This is a genomic window from Micromonospora sp. D93 (genome assembly GCF_018070365.1).
Lineage (GTDB): Bacteria > Actinomycetota > Actinomycetes > Mycobacteriales > Micromonosporaceae > Micromonospora > Micromonospora ureilytica.
In genome coordinates this window covers 26,677-44,789 of record NZ_JAGPXW010000027.1, presented here as the reverse complement: position 1 = coordinate 44,789, position 18,113 = coordinate 26,677, and the positions used below count along the sequence as shown (strand labels likewise).

Below are 18,113 nucleotides of genomic sequence, written 5' to 3'. Positions count from 1 at the left end.
CGTGTCACCGTACGACAGATCCGCCGGCCTGCCAAGGCGCGGGGTCGGCGGCGGCCGGCGACCGGGCCGCGCCAAAACGAGCTAGATCCAATGGGGCACTTCATACGGTCCTGTTCGGAATGTCGCCCCCCGTTGCAGAACCGTTACCCGTCCGCATCTTGCCCGACATCGAGTCAGCCGAATTAATTTGTTCAGCGATTCGACAAAATGTCGGTGGGGGCACCTTGGCAGGGTGTGACCACCGGCTCCATCAGGGAGGGCCTTCGGCGAGCCGACTCCCGCGATCTCCGTCACTACGACACAGGAGGCGGCGTGTCCCGTTCTCGTCGTGCCCGTTTACCCATCACCGCAACCCTGATCTCCCTGGCCATGGCCTCGACCACCCTGTTCGGCGCGCCCGCCCAGGCGGCCGCCCAGGTCCCCCCACGGGATGCGAAAGCCGCAGCCCCGGTCAGCCAGGTGGTGCCGAAGGCGCCAAAGGCCGCAGCCGATCCCTTCTCCGTCCTCGTCTTCTCCAAGACCGCCGGCTTCCGGCACGACTCCATCCCCACCGGCATCGCGGCCATCCAACAGCTCGGCGTCGCCAACGGATTCACAGTTGACAACTCTGAGGACGGCGCCGCATTCAGCGACGCCAACCTGGCGAAGTACAAGGCCGTGATCTGGCTCTCCACCACCGGTGACGTGCTCAACGCCGACCAGCAGGCGGCGTTCGAGCGCTACGTGAAGGCCGGCGGCGGTTACGTCGGCATCCACGCCGCGTCGGACACCGAGTACAGCTGGGCCTGGTACGGCGACCTGGTCGGCGCGTACTTCGCCAACCACCCGCAGAACCAGCAGGCCACGGTCAAGGTGGAGGACCACGCCCACCCGTCCACGGCCGGTTTGCCGGACCGCTGGTCCCGGTTCGACGAGTGGTACAACTACCAGACCAACCCCCGGCCGGACGTGCACGTGCTGGCCAGCCTGGACGAGAAGAGCTACACCCCCGGCGCCGGCGCGATGGGTGCGGACCACCCGGTCTCCTGGTGTCAGGACTACGACGGTGGCCGATCCTGGTACACGGGCCTGGGGCACACCCGGGAGTCGTACGCCGAGCCCGAGTTCCTCTCCCACCTGCTCGGCGGCATCCGCACCGCGGCAGGTGTCGAGAACGCCGACTGCGGCGCCTCGAAGACCTCGAACTTCGAGAAGGTCACGCTGGACAGCAACACCAGCAACCCGATGGAGTTGGACATCGCCCCCGACGGGCGGGTGTTCTACATCGAGCGCGACGGTCGCGTGCAGATCGTGAAGCCGGACACCGGCAACACCGTCACCGCCGTCGACCTGGACGTCTTCACCGGCAACGAGGACGGCCTCATCGGCATCCGGCTCGACCCGGACTTCGCCACCAACAACTGGGTGTACCTGTACTACGCCCCGAACGACGGGGTCACCCGCAACCTGCTGTCCCGTTTCACGGTGACCGGGGACACCATCAACCTGGCAAGCGAAAAGCAGGTGCTGCGGGTCGACACCCAGCGCAACACCTGCTGCCACGCCGGCGGCAGCATGACCTTCGACGGCGACGGCAACCTCTACCTGGCCACCGGTGACAACACCAACCCGTTCGAGTCGAACTCGTACTCGCCGCTCGACGAGCGGGCAGGCCGCCAGGACTACGACTCGCAGCGCACCTCCGCGAACACGAACGACCTGCGCGGCAAGGTGATCCGGATCCACCCGGAGGACGACGGGACGTACACGGTTCCGTCGGGCAACCTCTTCGCTCCGGGCACCGAGAAGACCCGTCCCGAGATCTACGCGATGGGCTTCCGCAACCCGTTCCGGATCGGTACCGACCCGAAGACCAACACGCTGTACGTCGGCGACTACGGGCCGGACGCCAACACGGACAACCCGAACCGGGGCCCCCGCGGTCTGGTCGAGTGGAACATCGTCACCCCGGGCAACTACGGCTGGCCGTACTGCACGGGCACGAACGAGGCATACAACGACTACACGTTCCCGTCCGGCCCGAGCGGTGCGAAGTTCGACTGCGCCGCGCCGGTGAACAACTCGCCGAACAACACCGGCCTGACCAACCTCCCGCCGGTGGTCCCGGCGACCGTCGACTACGGGTACGCCGGTGACGCGCGCTACCCGGAGATCGGCGGCGGCGGCGCCCCGATGGGTGGCCCGGTCTACCGCTACGACGCCGACGTCAACTCCAACCGCAAGTGGCCGGCGTACTACGACGGCAAGGCTCTGCTCGGCGAGTGGAACCAGAACAAGATGTACACCATGCAGGTGACCCCCGACGGCAAGTCGTTGGTGGACATCAACCAGCTGCTCACCGGCATGAGCATGATCCGGCCGATGGACTTCGAGTTCGGCCCGGACGGCGCGCTGTACCTGATCGAGTGGGGCAGCGGCTTCGGCGGCAACAACGACAACTCGGGCGTCTACCGGATCGACTACACGGCCGGTGACCGTGCCCCGATCGCCGCGGCGTCCGCCAACCCGACCTCGGGTCCGGCGCCGCTGACGGTCACCTTCTCCAGCGCCGGTTCCCGGGACCCGGACGGTGGCACGCTCACCTACGCGTGGACGTTCGGCGACGGGCAGACCTCCACCGAGGCCAACCCGACCCACACGTACGCCACGGCGGGCAACTTCACCGCCCAGCTCACCGTCACCAACCCCAAGGGTCGTACGGCGGTGGCCAACGTGCCGGTCACCGTTGGCAACACCGCCCCGACGGTCACCATCGAGTTCCCGCCGGACGGCGGGTTCTTCAACTGGGGCGACCAGGTCCGCTACACGATCAAGGTGACCGACCCGGAGGACGGGGAGATCGACTGTGACCGGGTGGGGCTGCAGGTGCTGCTCGGTCACGACGAGCACGCCCACCCGCTGGAGCAGCACACCGGCTGCACCGGCACCGTCCAGACGTCGCTCGCCTCCGGGCACGGCGCCGAGGCGAACGTCTTCGCGGTCTTCGAGGCCACCTACACCGACGAGGGTGGTGCCGGCGGTGCCGGCGCCCTGACCGGCCGGCAGATCGAGGTCCTTCAGCCGAAGCAGAAGCAGGCCGAGTACTTCACCGCCACCGGGCGTGCCCCGGTGAGCACCGGCGGCGGAGACGCCGGCGTGACGCGGGAGGCCGGCGCCGACACCGCCGGTGGCGGCCAGAGCATCGCGTTCATCGAGGACGGTGACTGGTGGTCGGTCGCCCCGGCGAACCTGACCAACATCACCGAGATCCGGTTCCGGGCCGCCTCCGCCGCCGCTGGCGGTCGGATCGAGGTCCACGCCGGTGCGGTTGACGGACCGGTGGTCGCCACGGCCGTCGTACCGTCGACCGGCGCGTGGCAGACGTACACGGACGTGAGCGCACCGGTCACCGGTGCCGCGAGCGGCTCGCTGTACTTCGTGGCCCGCGATCCGAACGGCGGAACGGGTTCGCTGTTCAATGTCAACTGGATGGACTTCGTCGGCCGCGGTGTCACCGAGAACGGGCCGCCGACGGTCAGCGCCACGGCCACCCCGGCCACCGGCACCGCACCGGTCACCGTCGCCTTCGACGGCACGGCCACGGACGCCGAGGGCGACACCCCGCTGACGTACGCCTGGGACTTCGGTGACGGAGGCACGGCGACCACACTGGACGCCAGCCACACCTACACCAGCGCGGGCACCTTCACGGCCACCCTCACGGTGACCGACAGCAAGGGCGCCAAGTCGTACGCCGCAGTGCCGGTGCGGGTCGACGCGCCGGACACGTCCTGCTTCGGGGCGCGTTCGGACGACTTCAACGGCAACAGCCTCGACAAGGAGCGCTGGACCAGCGTCATCCGGGAGAACCAGCTCTACTCGCTCAGTGGCGGCGCGCTGCGGCTGCCCACCGGCGTGGGTGACCTCTACGGCGCTCGCAACGACGCCACCAACCTGGTGCTCCAGGCGGCCCCGACCGGCGCGTGGGAGATGACCACCAAGGTCACCCTGCCGGTGACGGCCAACTACCAGCAGGCCGGCGTCCTGGTGTACGGCGACGACGACAACTACGCCAAGCTGGACCTGCTGTACAACGGCAGCCGGCGGGTGGAGTTCATCCGGGAGACCGCGGCCACGCCTCGCAACGAGGCCGCCGACGCCGCCGACGCTCCGGCGGGTGACACCGTGTACCTGCGGATCACCAGCGACGGGACGAACCTGACCGCGGCCGTCTCGGCCGACGGGCAGACCTTCACCCCGGTCGGCCGTTCGGCCGCGCTCGAGGGCATCACCAACCCGCGGATCGGGGTCTTCGCGCTCAACGGAGGCACCGAGGCGCCGGTTGTCGACGCCGCGTTCGACTCGTTCCAGGTCACGCCGGACGCTCCGGCCGGCCCGGTCGACCCGTCGGACGAGTTCACCGGCAGCACGTTGGACAAGTGCCGGTGGGACGCCGTGACGCGGGAGGACCCGAGCGGTTACCGGGTCACCGATGGCGCGTTGCGGATCGACGTGCCCAACGGTGACATCTACGGCACCGACAACACCGGGCCGAAGAACTTCATCCTCCAGACCGCGCCGTCGGGCGACTGGACCCTGGAGACGAAGGTCGACGGCAGCCTGCTGAACGAGCAGTACCAGCAGGCCGGTCTGCTCGTGCAGGCCGACGACGACAACTACGTGAAGTTCGACTTCATCGCGGACAACCAGGCCGGCCAGGCGGTGACGCGGCGGATCGAGTTCCGCAGCGAGATCGCCGGGGTGGTCCAGAACCCGCAGCCCGAGGCGGGCAACCTGACCTCGGCGGTGTGGCACCTGCGGCTGGCCCGCACGGGCGACACGTTCACCGCGTCGTACTCGGCCGACGGGACGACCTGGACCGCATTGCCGACGCTGACCACCAGCGCGGTCGGGGCCACCCCGAAGGTGGGGCTGTTCACCCTCGGCGCCAACCAGACGGCGTCGAAGACCGCCTCGTTCGACTACTTCCGGCTCAGCACGAAGGTGGCCGACGAGACCGCGCCGGTCACCACCTCGGCGGTTTCCGGCACCCCGACCGACGGGTGGCACACCGGGCCGGTGACGATCACGCTCACCGGGGCCGACGAGGCCGGCGGTAGCGGGCTCGCCGGTACGGAGTACCAGCTGGACGGGGCCACCACCTGGACGGCGTACACCGCTCCGGTGGCGGTCAGCGGGGACGGCGAGCACGAGCTTCGGTTCCGCTCGACGGACAAGGCCGGCAACGTGGAGGCGACGAAGACCGTCTCCGTCAAGATCGACGCCACCGCGCCGGTGACCTCGGCGACGTTCGCTCCGGCGAACGACGACGGTTGGCACAACGGGACCATCCCGGTCGTGCTGGCCGCGACCGACGCCGGTTCCGGCGTCAAGACGGTCGAGTGGTCGCTGGACGGTGGCGCGTGGACGCCGTACTCGACGCCGGTCGAGGTGACCGGTGACGGGCAGCACGAGCTGCTGTTCCGCTCGACGGACAAGGCGGGCAACGTCGAGACGCTGAAGTCGGCGGTGCTGCGCATCGACGGCACCAAGCCGACGCTGCTGGTGTCCGGTCTCGCCGACGGCCAGCTCTACGGCGACAGCCAGGACGTCCGGGTGGCCTGGCAGGCCGTCGACCCGTCCTCGGGCATCGCCAGCGTGGTCGGCCAACTCGACGGCCAGGCGTACGCGAGCGGCACTCTGCAGGCCATGTACGACCTGTCACTCGGCCTGCACGAGTTGACCGTGACCGCGACCGACAAGGCGGGCAACAAGACCACCTCGACGGTCCGGTTCTTCGTCACCACCTCGTTCCGGGACATGCAGAGTCTGCTGGACCGGTTCAAGGCGACGGGGCGGCTCTCGACCAAGGCGCACAAGCAGCTGTCGAACAAGCTCGACGCTGTTCGCGCGTCCGAGGCGGCCGGCGACGACAAGGCGGCGGTCCGGCAGCTGACCGCATTCCGGACGCTCGCCTCCGACGCCACGTTGGTGCCTGAGGCGGAGGTTCGGGACGTCCTGGTCCGGGACGCCGACGCCATGATCGTTCGGCTCGGCGGCGCGGCCAGCAAGGCCGGGGTCAAGGCGAACGACGGTGACTCGGTCAAGGGCACCGGGCGGCTCGGTGGCGACGCCACCCGGCTGGCACCCGGTCGCCAGCTCTGATCCGACGAGGCCCCTCCCCGGCGCTGCGGCGTCGGGGAGGGGCCTCCCTCATCGGTAGTGAGGAGATGTCCGTGACGGGTATCCGCAAGGTGTTGGCCGCCGTGTTCGTCGGACTGGCCCTGACCCTGTCCGCCGCCGCCCCGGCGGCGGCACAGGCCGCTCAGGCCGCTCAGGCCGCCCCGGCGGCTCCGGCCGACAAGCTCAAACTCACGGTGGCCGGCGACGGGGCTCAGGGTGTAACCATCCAGGCCACCCACACCGACGGCCGCCGGCTGGAGCAGGTGGTGCGGTTGGTCCTCACCGCCACCGGCCCGGACGGGCAGCGGATCGGGCCGGTGCAGCTGGAGCCGCAGCCTGAGGGGCACGGCTTCTACAGCAGCGGCCCAGTGCTCTCCACCGGCACCTGGAAGGTGACGGTGAACTCCCCCGCTCCGCTGCAGAGCAAGGCCACCGCCACGGTGCAGGCCCAGGCGGCACAGTCACCGCCGGCGCCCAAGCCGGTCGCGGTGACCGAGCCGGCCGACGGCGGGGCGGGCACCGGTTGGTGGCCGTTCGCGGCGGCCGGTCTCGTGCTCGTCGCCGCGGCGATGGGGGTGGCCATGCTCTTCGGCCGCCGGCGCTCCGACTGACCAAACAGCATCCACCGAACGGGCCGGGCCGCGACGAGCGGCCCGGCCCAGTTTCTTTCGACTCAGAGGACGGTGCGCAGCGCCGCCAGATCGTCGTCGCTGGGCTCCCAGGTGCCGGCGGCGGCGTTGGCACGCACCTGCTCGGGCGTGGTGGCACCGGCGATCACCGAGGTCACCGCCGGCTGGGCGGCCAGCCCGCCGATCGCCACCTGGAGCATCGTCAGACCCCGCTCGGCCGCGTACGCCTCGATCGCCTCGATGGTGTCCCAGTCGGCCGCGGCGAGCCGCTCCGCGTACCGGCCACCACCGGAGAGCCGGCTGCCGGCCGGCGGCTGCCCCTCGCGCTTGTACTTGCCGGTGAGCAGACCGTTGGCGAGCGGGAAGAACGGCAGCATGCCGAGGCCGAACCGCTCACACGCCGGGATCACCTCGGCCTCCACCGAGCGCTCCAGCAGGCTGTAGTGGTTCTGCGCGCTGATGAAGCGGGACCGGCCGTTGGACGAGGCGACCCAGTCCGCGTCGGCGATCTGCCAGCCGGCGAAGTTGGAGTTGCCCAGGTAGCGCACCTTGCCGTCCCGGACCAGGTCGTCCAGGGCTGCGAGGGTCTCGTCGATCGGGGTGCCCGGATCGGGCTCGTGCATCTGGTACAGGTCGATGTGGTCGGTGCCGAGCCGGCGCAGCGACGCCTCCACCGCGCGGGCGATGTAACGCCGCGCACCACGCGCGCCGTAGTCCGGCCCGTTGAGGCCGTTCATGTCCATGCCGAACTTGGTGGCCACCACCACGTCGTCCCGGCGCCCCTTGAGCGCCTGCCCGAGCAGCTCCTCGGAGCTGCCCTGCGGCTCACCGTAGATGTCGGCGGTGTCGAAGAGGGTGATCCCGGCGTCGAGGGCGGCGTCCACCACGGCCCGGGTGCCGTCGAGGTCGAGCTTGCGGCCGAAGTTGTTGCAGCCGATGCCGACCACGGACACCACGAGCCCGGAGTCGCCCAGCCGGCGATAGGTCATCTCAGTCACGCGATCCACCCTATGCCCGCTGGACGCACCGCCGCCGAGGACCGCTCACCCGACGTCCCAGACCGGTTCCGGGGTCTCCACCACCTCGCTGTCGCCTCGGAACAGCAGGAACCGGTCGAAGGATCGGGTGAACCAACGGTCGTGGGTGACAGCGATCACCGTCCCCTCGAAGGCGTTCAGGCCCGCTTCGAGAGCTTCCGCGCTGGCCAGGTCGAGGTTGTCGGTGGGCTCGTCGAGCAGCAGCAGGGTCGCCCCGGACAACTCCAGCAGCAGCACCAGGAACCGGGCCTGCTGTCCGCCGGAGAGCGTGCCGAACCGTTGGTCGCCCTGCGCGGCCAGCTCGTAGCGACTCAGCACTCCCATCGCCGCGTGCCGGTCCATCCCGGTGCGGTGCTCGTCACCCCGCCAGAGGATCTCGACGAGCGTCTTCGACATCAGCTCCGGCCGGTCGTGGGTCTGGGAGAAGTGCCCGGGGCGGACCCGGGCGCCGAGGCGGGCGGTGCCGTCGTGCGCCACCGGGGCGAGCGCCCCTGCGCCGTCGACCGGCCCGTTCGCCGGGTCCGGGTCGGTGCCGCCGCGGGCCAGCAGCCGCAGGAAGTGCGACTTGCCGGTGCCGTTGGCACCGAGCACCGCCAGCCGATCGCCGTACCAGATCTCCAGGTCGAAGGGGAATGTCAGGCCGTCGAGCTCCAGCTGCTCGCAGACGACCGCGCGCTTGCCGGTCCGTCCGCCGCTGAGCCGCATCCGGATGTCCTGGTCCTTCGGCGGTACGGGCGGCGGCCCGGCCTCCTCGAACTTGCGCAACCGGGTCTGCGCGGCCTGGTAGCGCGAGGCCAACCCGTCGTTGTACGCGGCTTTCTGCTTGTACATCAGCACCAGGTCACGCAGCTTCTGGTGCTCCTCGTCCCAGCGCCGGCGCAGCTCGTCGAGGCGGGCGTGCCGAGCCACCCGAGCCTCGTGCCAGCTGGCGAAGCCGCCCGGATGCACCCAGGCGCTGCCACCCTCGACGGCGACCACCCGGTCGGCGCTCTGAGCCAGCAGCTCACGGTCGTGCGAGACGTAGAGCACCGACTTCGTCGACTCGCGCAGTCGCGCCTCCAGCCAGCGCTTGCCGGGCACGTCGAGGAAGTTGTCCGGCTCGTCGAGCAACAGCACCTCGTCCGGGCCGCGCAGCAGCAACTCCAGGGCGAAGCGCTTCTGCTGGCCACCGGAGAGGGTGCGCACCGGCCGGTCCCGTACGGCGTCCCAGGGCTGGCCGAGCACGATCGTCGCGACGGTGTCGAAGAGCACCTCGACGTCGTACCCGCCGGCCTCGCCCCAGGCGCCGAGCGCATCGGCGTACGCCAGCTGGGCCTTGCCCGCGGCGTTGCTGAACTTGCCGTGGGCCTCGGCGGCCCGCATGGCCGCCTCGGTCTCGCCGAGCCGCCGGCCCGCGTCTCGCAGCGCCGGCGGGGCCAGCGACAACGCCAGGTCGGCGAGGGTCGACTCGTCGCCGATCATGCCGATGAACTGGCGCATCACGCCCAGCCCGCCGGCCCGCGCGACGACGCCGCTGCGCACCGGCAGGTCACCGGCCACCATTCTCAGCAGCGTCGTCTTTCCCGCGCCGTTCGGCCCGACCAGGGCGACCTTGCTGCCCTCACCGACCCGGAACGACACGTCGGCGAAGAGTTCCCGACCGTCGGGCAGGATGTGCCCGACCGCTGCCACGTCCACGTATCCCACGCCGGGATCCTGCCCCAGCGAGGGTCGGGGGTATATCCAATTACCGGGTGACGCGCAGCACCCGGAAGCCCTTTTGGCTGGCGTACCGCTCGACCTGCCAGCTCTGCTCGGTGAGCCAGCGTTGCAGCGAGTCGCCGCCGAGGTGCCGGGCGACGACCAACCAGCCGACACCGTCCGGGGCGAGTCGGGGCAGCCAGCGCAGCAGCAGGTCGTGCAGCCCGTCCTTGCCGATCCGGATGGGTGGGTTCGACCAGAGCTGGGCGAAGCGGACGCCGTCCGGAACGTCGTCCGGGGCGCTGACCCGGACCCGGTCGGCGGCACCGATCCGGGCCGCGTTGGCGGCGGTCAGCTCGCGGGCCCGGGCGTTGACGTCGACGGCCCAGATGGTGCTCGTGGGCGCGAGGTCGGCCAGCACGCAGCTGATCGGCCCGAACCCGCAGCCGAGGTCGAGCAGGTCGCCGCCGGTGTCGGCGGCGGGCAGCTCGGCCTTGCGCAGGAGGACGGCGGTGCCCGGGTCGAGCCGGCTGGCGGAGAAGACCCCGCCGGCCGAGGTGAGCCGGTAGTCGCGGTCGGCGACGGAGAACTCGACCTCGCGCGCCGGGGCGTCGCTGGTGGGCTGAGCGGTGAAGTAGTGGTCGCCGGTCACTCGGCAATTCTCGCATCGGCCCGAAGACGACCGCCGGGGCGATCCTCTTCTCCACGGACCTGGCACGGCACACGCGCACATTTACCCGAAATTACCCCCTAAAGGGACAACGCCTCCTACTCTGGGCGACATGGTGTATCGGTACCAGTCCGATGAGGACGCTTTCGAGGAGTACCCGGAGCCCGGGTCCGATCTGTCGGTGCCCGGCGCGACTCCGCCCCCGCCTGCCGGGCCGTCTCCGTCGCGCTTCCCCGCGCCGTCGCTGCCCCGGCCGAACCAGCTCTCGCTGCCATCCTCGGCGCCCGTGCCGACTCGCACGGACCTGTCGCAGCCTGTGCCGACTCGTGCCGACGTGCCGCAGCCACTGCCGACTCGTGCCGACATCCCAGCCGCCCCGCCCCGCAGCCAGGTCTACACCTCGGCGACGCCTGTGGAGCCGCACGCCCGACGCGGGGGCGGCCGACTGTGGCAGGTACTGATCGGCGGCGCAGCCGTTCTGGTGCTGCTCGCCCTCTGCGGCCTCGGTGCCGCCGCGCTGCTCATCGACCGCGACGGGCAGCCACAGAGCAACCCGACGTACCAGCCGAACGCCGCACCGACGTCGGCCTCGCCGGAACGGCTGGCCCTCGACTCCCGGGACACCGACCAGGCCCCGCTCACCGCCAAGGAACTCTTCCCCGGCAAGGAGCTGAAGCTCACCGACGGCCAGCCCAGCTACCAGGTACTCAAGACCCAGTCCAGCGGCAGTTGCGCCGTCGCCGCCACCGACGAGGTCGCCGACCTGCTGGTCCGGCTCGGCTGCAACCAGGTCGTCCGGGCCACGTTGAGTACGCCCGACGACGGCCACCTGGTCACCGCCGGCCTGTTCAACCTCACCGACAAGGTCAGCGCGGAACGAACCCGAGACCGGCTCCGGCAGCTGCTCGACGAGCGGCAGGGCCGCTTCCGTGGCCTCACCGCCGACGACGTCGACGGCACCGATGTCCTGGCCAGCGCTCCGGCACGCGTCGGCTGGCAGGTCCGTGGCCACTACCTGGCGTACGCCTTGGTCGTGCGCAAGGACGGAGCGGCGGTCAAGGCCGGTGACGCCAAGGTCCGCGAGATCCTGTTCGACATGATCGAGCTGCACCTCAGCCGGGGTGTGCTCCAGAGCCGGGCCGACGGTGGCACCGCCGCACAACCGACGGCGGTCCCGACCGGCAGCAACGCGAACCAGGGCGGCGACGGCGGCCTGCCGGGCGACTGACCCCGGGGGCGGTCAGCCCTCGACCGGGACCCGCAACCGGCGGGTGAGGGTGGCGCGATGGGCGTACTCGGCCGGATCGCTCGGGTAGCCGACGGCCACCAGGGTCAGCCCGCGCGCGGGAGCCACCGTCACCTCGCTGGACCGCTCCCGCTGGGTGAGCAGCGTGCCCGGCCACTCGACCGGGCGGCGGCCGTCCCCGGCCACCAGCATGGCCCCCACCAGGCTCCGCACCATCGCCTGGCAGAACGCGTCGGCCTGCACGGTGGCGACCAGGATGCCGTCCGGGTCGCGACGCCAGTCCAGCCGGGTCACCTCGCGCAGCGTCGTCGCGTGCTCCTTGCGCCGGCAGTACGCGGCGAAGTCGTGCTCCCCCACCAGCCCGGTCGCTGCGGCATTCAGCGCGGCCAGGTCCAACGGCTTCGGCCACGCCAGCACCTCGTGCCGGCGCAGCGGCTCGGCACCGAAGGTCGCATCGGTGACCCGGTACTCGTAGCGCCGGAAGGTGGCCGAGAACCGGGCGTCGAAGTCGGCCGGCACCTCGGTCATCGCCCGCACGCGCACGTCGGTGGGGAGCAGCCGGGCCAGGCGACGCAGCAGCCGCCCCTCGTGCTGTCGCCACACCTCCACCGGCAGGTCCAGGTGGCACACCTGCCCCGTGGCGTGCACCCCCGCGTCGGTCCGTCCCGCCACCGTCAACCCGGTGGCCGTACCGACGCCGAGGACCAGGTCCAGGGTTTCGACGAGCACCCCCGCGACGGTGCGCCGGGTCGGCTGGGCAGCCCACCCGGAGAAGTCGGTGCCGTCGTACGAGACGTCCAGCCGCAGCCGGATCCGCTCGTCCACCCTCGTACCTCCTGTTACGGGTCGGGCCCGACACCCCGATGGGGTGCCGGGCCCGACAATGCCCTTGATCAGGCCTTGTTCTCGGTGGCCTCGTCGCTGTCCTCGCGGGCGGCGTCGGTGTCACCGGACGCCGACACCGGCGCCTCAGAGTCCTGGTCGGCCGGAGCCGACTGCGGGGCCTCGTCGGCCGGGGCGAGCGCCTCGACCTTGTCCTGCTGCGCGGCCTTGCGGGCGGCGGTCTTCTTGTTCACCTTCGGCTCGGCGACCTGAAGCTCCTCCACCAGCTCGATGATGGCCATCGGAGCGTTGTCACCCTTGCGCGGACCGGTCTTCACGATCCGGGTGTAACCGCCGGGGCGGTTGGAGTACCGGGGCGCGATCTGGTCGAACAGGGCGTAGACCACGTCCTTGTCCTTGACGACACCCAGCACCCGCCGCCGCGAGGCGAGGTCACCGCGCTTGGCCTTGGTGATGAGCTGCTCGGCCAGCGGGCGCAGCCGCCGGGCCTTCGTCTCGGTGGTCTGGATCTTGCCGTGCTGGAACAGCGCGGTCGCCAGGTTGGCGAGCATCAGCCGCTCGTGCGAGGGGCTGCCGCCGAGGCGGGGGCCCTTGGTGGGCGTGGGCATTTTTGGTGCTCCTCAGTTGTGGCGGCAGCGCGGACTAGAGCTGCTCGGTCTCGCGGTAGTCGTCGGTGTCGTAGTCGGCCTCGCCGAAGGTGTCCACGACGTTCGCCGGGTCGAAGTTCGGAGCCGAGTCCTTCAGCCCGAGACCCATCCCGGCGAGCTTCATCTTGACCTCGTCGATCGACTTCTGACCGAAGTTGCGAATGTCGAGGAGGTCGGCCTCGGTACGCCCGATGAGCTCACCAACGGAGTTGATGCCCTCGCGCTTGAGGCAGTTGTAGGAGCGGACGGTGAGGTCCAGCTCCTCGATCGGCAGGGCAAGGTCCGCCGCAAGTTGGGCGTCCTGCGGGGACGGCCCGATGTCGATGCCCTCGGCGGTCTCGTCCAGCTCCCGGGCCAGACCGAACAGCTCCACAAGCGTCGAACCGGCGGAGGCCAGCGCGGTACGCGGACCCATCGACGGCTTGGTCTCGACGTCGATGATCAGCCGGTCGAAGTCGGTGCGCTGCTCGACACGGGTCGCCTCGACGCGGTAGGTCACCTTCAGCACCGGCGAGTAGATCGAGTCGACCGGGATCCGGCCGATCTCGGCGCCGGACTGCTTGTTCTGCGCCGCCGTCACGTAGCCCCGGCCCCGCTCGACGGTCAGCTCCATGTCGAGCCGGCCCTTGCCGTTCAGGGTGGCGAGCTTGAGATCCGGGTTGTGCACCGAGACGCCGGCCGGCGGCTGGATGTCGCCCGCGGTCACGTCGCCCGGGCCCTGCTTGCGCAGGTACATGCTGACCGGCTCGTCGTGCTCGGAGCTGACGCACAGCTCCTTGATGTTCATGACGAGCTCGACCACGTCCTCCTTGACACCGGGGATCGTGGTGAACTCGTGCAGCACACCGTCGATCTTGATCGAGGTGACGGCCGCGCCCGGGATCGACGACAGCAGCGTGCGCCGCAGCGAGTTACCCAGGGTGTAGCCGAAGCCCGGCTCCAGCGGCTCGATGGCGAACCGGGACCGGGTCTCGTTGATCGACTCCTCGGAGAGGGAGGGTCGCTGGCTGATGAGCATCTTTTCTCTTCTCTTCCGGGGCGCCCGCTATTTGACGCCCACGACACAAACTGTTCCGGTGGCCCGCCCCGAAGGGCGGGCCACCGAACGAGCTCGGACTACTTGGAGTAGAGCTCGACGATCAACTGCTCCTGGACCTGCGTGTCGATGACCTGCCGGGCCGGGAGGGAGTGCACGAGCACCTTCATCTGGCTCGGGATGGCCTCAAGCCACGCCGGAACCGTCTTCGAGCCGGCCTGAGCCTGCGCGACGACGAACGGGGTGAGCTCCTTGCTCTTGCCCCGAACCTCGACGATGTCGTGCTCCTTGACGCGGTACGACGGGATGTCGACCTTCTTGCCGTTCACCGTGAAGTGACCGTGCTTGACCAGCTGGCGGGCCATGTCCCGCGAGTGGGCGTAGCCGGCCCGGTAAACGACGTTGTCCAGCCGCGACTCGAGGATCTGCAGGAGGACCTCACCGGTCTTGGCCTGCTTGCCAACGGCTTCCTCGTAGTAACCGCGGAACTGCTTCTCCAGCACGCCGTAAACCCGGCGGGCCTTCTGCTTCTCACGGAGCTGGAGCAGGTACTCCGTCTCCTTGGTGCGGCCGCGGCCGTGCTGCCCGGGCGGGAACGGCCGGGACTCGAACGGGCACTTCGGACCATCGCACTTGCTGCCCTTGAGGAACAGCTTCATCTTCTCCCGCCGGCAACGGCGGCAGTCTGCACCGGTGTAACGAGCCATCTCTCTCTACCTCTCAGACCCGGCGACGCTTCGGCGGACGGCACCCGTTGTGCGGCTGCGGGGTGACGTCGGCGATCTGCCCGACCTCGAGGCCCACTGCCTGCAGCGAACGGATGGCGGTCTCCCGGCCGGAGCCGGGACCCTTGACGAACACGTCGACCTTGCGCATGCCGTGCTCCATGGCGCGACGCGCGGCAGCCTCGGCGGCCAGCTGCGCGGCGAACGGAGTCGACTTGCGGGAGCCCTTGAAGCCGACCTGGCCAGCGGAGGCCCAGGAGATGACCGCACCGGTCGGGTCCGTGATGGACACGATGGTGTTGTTGAACGTGCTCTTGATGTGCGCCTGCCCGTGGGCGACGTTCTTGCGTTCCTTGCGCCGGACCTTCTTTACAGCGGCTCCGGCACGAGCCTTCGGTGGCATAAGTCTGTGCGCTCCTAGTTGACTGTCCGGATCGGGTTGCGGCCTGGCCCACCTTGGCGGCGGCCACCCCCGTCATCCGGTCAAGAACTACTTCTTGCCGGGCTTCTTCTTGCCGGCGACGGTCCGCTTCGGGCCCTTGCGGGTCCGTGCGTTGGTCTTGGTCCGCTGGCCACGCACGGGCAGACCCCGGCGGTGCCGGATGCCGGCGTAGCAGCCGATCTCAACCTTGCGGCGGATGTCAGCGGCGACCTCGCGGCGCAGGTCGCCTTCAACCTTGTAGTTGCCCTCGATGTGGTCGCGGAGCTGCACGAGCTCCTCGTCCGTGAGGTCCCGAGCGCGCTTGTCCGGCGAGATGCCGGTAGCGGCGAGTGTCTCCAGGGCGCGGGTACGACCGACCCCGAAGATGTAGGTGAGCGCGATCTCCAACCGCTTCTCGCGGGGGAGATCCACGCCGACTAGACGTGCCATGTGCGGGCGTACTCCTCGTGATGTGTGGCGGAGGTGTGGACCCGTCCCACCCCGCTCCCGGCCGTCCCGTCTTTCCGACGCGGTGAGCGCCGGCGACCGGGATCGGTCGCTGCCCGAGCGGGCCCCGGCCTCCGACCGGGGGTCAGCCACGCTGAGGTACGTCTCCGTACCGCTCGTGGCTGGGACGAGCATGTGTGATGTGCGTGTCGCTGAGGAACTGCCTGGACCAACGCCACCCGGCCGTGCTCCGGCCGGACGGGCTGAGTCAGCCCTGGCGCTGCTTGTGACGCGGGTCGCTGCAGATGACCATGACCCGGCCGTGCCGGCGGATAACCCGGCACTTCTGGCAGATCCTCTTGACGCTCGGCTTGACCTTCACGGTTGCCTTACTTCCCATCTGGCCCGGGGACGCGCGTTGCACGACACCAGACGTCGAAGACGGACACGGGACTTCCCGGCCGTCGTCAGGACTACTTGTAGCGGTAGACGATGCGCCCGCGGGTCAGGTCGTACGGCGAAAGTTCGACGACGACCCGGTCCTCCGGAAGGATGCGGATGTAGTGCTGCCGCATCTTGCCGCTGATGTGAGCCAACACCTTGTGGCCGTTCGCGAGCTCCACCCGGAACATGGCGTTCGGCAGGGGCTCGATGACCCGACCCTCGATCTCAATGGCTCCGTCTTTTTTCGGCATGTCCTCCGCTGTCCTGACGTCGATTGCTCCGGGCGGCCCACAACGTCTTACACGGAAATCTGATCAGAGTCAGAAGCCCGCGCCAGCCGCGGCTCCAGCTCCCACCGAAGCGCAGGGTGGGCATGCCGGAGTGGACGCTGTGCGCCGATCTGAAAGTGTACGCCCGCCTGCAGTCCGCCGCCAAACCGACCACCCACCAACCCGCCCAGCGCCCCAAACAACCCCACCCCGAGCGCCGTTGATCATGAAGTTATTGTCACGACACGCCGACGCCGGCGGCAATAACTTCATGATCAACGGGCGGGGTGGGTGCGGAGGACGCTAGGAGGTTGGTGGGGGGTTGTCCGGTTTAATGGCGCGCTTTGCCTGCTTGCGGTCTCGGCGGCGTTGGCGCTTGACGGCTTGGCGCTGGGGCTCGTTGGCGGCCAGCCCCGTGAACGTACGGACCGCCAGCACCGCGCCCCACGGCCCCGCCACCCAGGCCGGCCAGAAGTAGAGCAGATCCTGGCTGAGCAGCGACGTCACCGCCCAGATGGTCACCACGATGGCGATCACCCGCAGGTAGGGGAACCACACCTCAGCCAACCAGCGGGCGGTGACGCCCCTGGTGGCGGCCGGGCCGGGCTGGTCACCCAGCAGGCCCACCGTCGCTCCGGCGACCGGCGCCAGGCCCGACCGCTGCGCCGGCGTCACCGGCGGCAGGTCGGTGAGCAGTGCCGCAAGATCTGCGTACGTGCGTGCCGCGTAGGCCCGCTGCAACCGCTCGTCGTACTCGTGCAGATCCAACCGGCCCTCGTCGAGGGCGACCCGCAACCGGTCGGCCACCGCCGCACGGTCCGAGTCCGCGGCTCGCATCCCGTCGCGCCCGTCCATGCCGGCAAGCATGCCACCGTCGCGCCAGTCCCGTCCGACCCCAACATCTGGTCGATCATGAAGTTGTTGCCAGCCTCACCGGCGTGTCAGGGCAATAACTTCATGATCAACGGGCATAGGTGGGATTAGGGGGTTCTTGTGGCTGCTGGCTGGCGGGCAGTTACCAGGTCGCCCAGGCGGGTTCGGCCGCCGTCGAACGCGGTGAGCACCCAGACGCCGTCCGGCAGCAGCGCCATCGAGTGCTCGACGTGCGCGGCCACCGAGCCGTCCCGGGTGACGACCGTCCACCCGTCGGCCAGCTCGGCCGTACGCGGGGACGCCATGGTGATCATCGGTTCGATGGCCAGCGCCATGCCGGGGACCAGTCGCGGGCCCTTACCCGGCCGACCGTGGTTGAGCACGTGCGGGTCCTGGTGCATCTCGGTGCCGATGCCGTGCCCGCCGTAGCCGTCGACGATGCCGTACCGGCCGCCCTTGCGGACAGCGGTCTCCACGGCGTGCGAGATGTCGGTGAGGCGGCCCTTGCCGCTGGCCGCGCCACGCGCGGCGGCGGCGATGCCAGCCCACATCGCGTCCTCGGCGACCTCGGCCATCTTCAGCAGCGCCGGCTCGACGTCACCGACCCCGACCGTGATCGCGGAGTCGCCGTGCCACCCGTCCAGCACCGCGCCGCAGTCGATGGAGATCAGGTCACCGGCCTGGAGCACCTGCTTCGGCGACGGGATGGCGTGCACGATCTGCTCGTTGACCGAGGAGCAGATCGACGCCGGGAAACCGTGATAGCCCTTGAACGACGGAACGCCGCCCGCCTCGCGGATTGTCGTCTCGGCGATGGCGTCCAGATCGGCGGTGCTCACGCCGGGGGCAACAGCCTCCCGCATCCGGCGCAGCGCCTCGGCCACCACCAGCCCGGCAGCCCGCATCTTCTCGATCTGGTCAGGGGTCTTCAGCTGGATGTCCAGCTGGGGACGACGCATGGAGCGGTTACCTTTCGTTGCCGAA

General features: G+C 70.0%; 16 protein-coding genes. 3 read left to right on the top strand and 13 right to left on the bottom strand.

The genetic code is table 11. The features are described from left to right. The first annotated feature begins 312 nt into the window (after nt 1-312). Both KBX71_RS25465 and KBX71_RS25460 read left to right on the top strand, forming a co-directional pair. Nucleotides 313-6,144 carry a ThuA domain-containing protein gene (locus KBX71_RS25465; RefSeq protein WP_210820374.1) on the top strand — a complete coding sequence of 1,944 codons (5,832 nt, stop codon included), beginning with the start codon at nt 313-315 and terminating at the stop codon, nt 6,142-6,144. Between the two features lie 71 nt (nt 6,145-6,215). Further along, nucleotides 6,216-6,773 carry a hypothetical protein gene (locus KBX71_RS25460; protein WP_210820373.1) on the top strand — a complete coding sequence of 186 codons (558 nt, stop codon included), beginning with the start codon at nt 6,216-6,218 and terminating at the stop codon, nt 6,771-6,773. A 62-nt stretch (nt 6,774-6,835) separates the two neighbouring features. Here KBX71_RS25460 and KBX71_RS25455 read toward each other — a convergent pair whose 3' ends face one another. Genes KBX71_RS25455 through KBX71_RS25445 form a run of 3 tightly spaced genes read right to left on the bottom strand, consistent with a single transcriptional unit; the run spans nt 6,836 to nt 10,160 of the window. Then, nucleotides 6,836-7,798, bottom strand: a complete 963-nt coding sequence (locus KBX71_RS25455) for an aldo/keto reductase (protein WP_210820372.1) — start codon at nt 7,796-7,798, stop codon at nt 6,836-6,838. 36 nt (nt 7,799-7,834) lie between these two features. After that, nucleotides 7,835-9,514, bottom strand: coding sequence for an ABC-F family ATP-binding cassette domain-containing protein (locus KBX71_RS25450; RefSeq protein ID WP_210820371.1), 1,680 nt, complete (start codon nt 9,512-9,514; stop codon nt 7,835-7,837). A gap of 40 nt (nt 9,515-9,554) precedes the next feature. Next, nucleotides 9,555-10,160 carry a class I SAM-dependent methyltransferase gene (locus tag KBX71_RS25445; RefSeq protein WP_124822879.1) on the bottom strand — a complete coding sequence of 202 codons (606 nt, stop codon included), beginning with the start codon at nt 10,158-10,160 and terminating at the stop codon, nt 9,555-9,557. A gap of 304 nt (nt 10,161-10,464) precedes the next feature. On the opposite strand from KBX71_RS25445, the gene KBX71_RS25440 reads away from it, so the two are divergent. Beyond that, nucleotides 10,465-11,406, top strand: coding sequence for a hypothetical protein (locus KBX71_RS25440; protein WP_307847308.1), 942 nt, complete (start codon nt 10,465-10,467; stop codon nt 11,404-11,406). Between the two features lie 12 nt (nt 11,407-11,418). Here the strand turns inward: KBX71_RS25440 and truA are convergent, their stop codons facing one another. The 10 genes from truA to map form a co-directional block, all read right to left on the bottom strand. After that, nucleotides 11,419-12,249: a tRNA pseudouridine(38-40) synthase TruA gene (truA, locus tag KBX71_RS25435; protein WP_210820369.1), complete on the bottom strand. Its 831-nt coding sequence runs from the start codon at nt 12,247-12,249 to the stop codon at nt 11,419-11,421. A 68-nt stretch (nt 12,250-12,317) separates the two neighbouring features. Then, on the bottom strand, nt 12,318-12,875 hold the full coding sequence (gene rplQ, locus KBX71_RS25430; protein ID WP_210820368.1) for a 50S ribosomal protein L17: 558 nt from the start codon (nt 12,873-12,875) through the stop codon (nt 12,318-12,320). A 34-nt stretch (nt 12,876-12,909) separates the two neighbouring features. Next, nucleotides 12,910-13,932, bottom strand: a complete 1,023-nt coding sequence (locus KBX71_RS25425; RefSeq protein ID WP_053653923.1) for a DNA-directed RNA polymerase subunit alpha — start codon at nt 13,930-13,932, stop codon at nt 12,910-12,912. A 98-nt stretch (nt 13,933-14,030) separates the two neighbouring features. Continuing rightward, nucleotides 14,031-14,657: a 30S ribosomal protein S4 gene (gene rpsD, locus KBX71_RS25420; RefSeq protein ID WP_210820367.1), complete on the bottom strand. Its 627-nt coding sequence runs from the start codon at nt 14,655-14,657 to the stop codon at nt 14,031-14,033. Nucleotides 14,658-14,670: 13 nt separating this feature from the next. Next, nucleotides 14,671-15,078 (bottom strand): 30S ribosomal protein S11, encoded by a 408-nt coding sequence (gene rpsK / locus KBX71_RS25415; protein WP_030329919.1) that lies wholly within the window; start codon nt 15,076-15,078, stop codon nt 14,671-14,673. 87 nt (nt 15,079-15,165) lie between these two features. After that, on the bottom strand, nt 15,166-15,546 hold the full coding sequence (gene rpsM, locus KBX71_RS25410) for a 30S ribosomal protein S13 (RefSeq protein WP_030329917.1): 381 nt from the start codon (nt 15,544-15,546) through the stop codon (nt 15,166-15,168). 265 nt (nt 15,547-15,811) lie between these two features. Continuing rightward, nucleotides 15,812-15,925 carry a 50S ribosomal protein L36 gene (rpmJ, locus tag KBX71_RS25405; RefSeq protein ID WP_088952025.1) on the bottom strand — a complete coding sequence of 38 codons (114 nt, stop codon included), beginning with the start codon at nt 15,923-15,925 and terminating at the stop codon, nt 15,812-15,814. Nucleotides 15,926-16,016: 91 nt separating this feature from the next. Beyond that, nucleotides 16,017-16,238, bottom strand: a complete 222-nt coding sequence (gene infA / locus KBX71_RS25400; RefSeq protein ID WP_007073013.1) for a translation initiation factor IF-1 — start codon at nt 16,236-16,238, stop codon at nt 16,017-16,019. A 321-nt stretch (nt 16,239-16,559) separates the two neighbouring features. After that, nucleotides 16,560-17,111: a DUF1707 domain-containing protein gene (locus tag KBX71_RS25395; protein ID WP_210820366.1), complete on the bottom strand. Its 552-nt coding sequence runs from the start codon at nt 17,109-17,111 to the stop codon at nt 16,560-16,562. A gap of 125 nt (nt 17,112-17,236) precedes the next feature. Further along, nucleotides 17,237-18,088 carry a type I methionyl aminopeptidase gene (gene map, locus KBX71_RS25390; RefSeq protein WP_210820365.1) on the bottom strand — a complete coding sequence of 284 codons (852 nt, stop codon included), beginning with the start codon at nt 18,086-18,088 and terminating at the stop codon, nt 17,237-17,239. Nucleotides 18,089-18,113 lie beyond the last annotated feature (25 nt).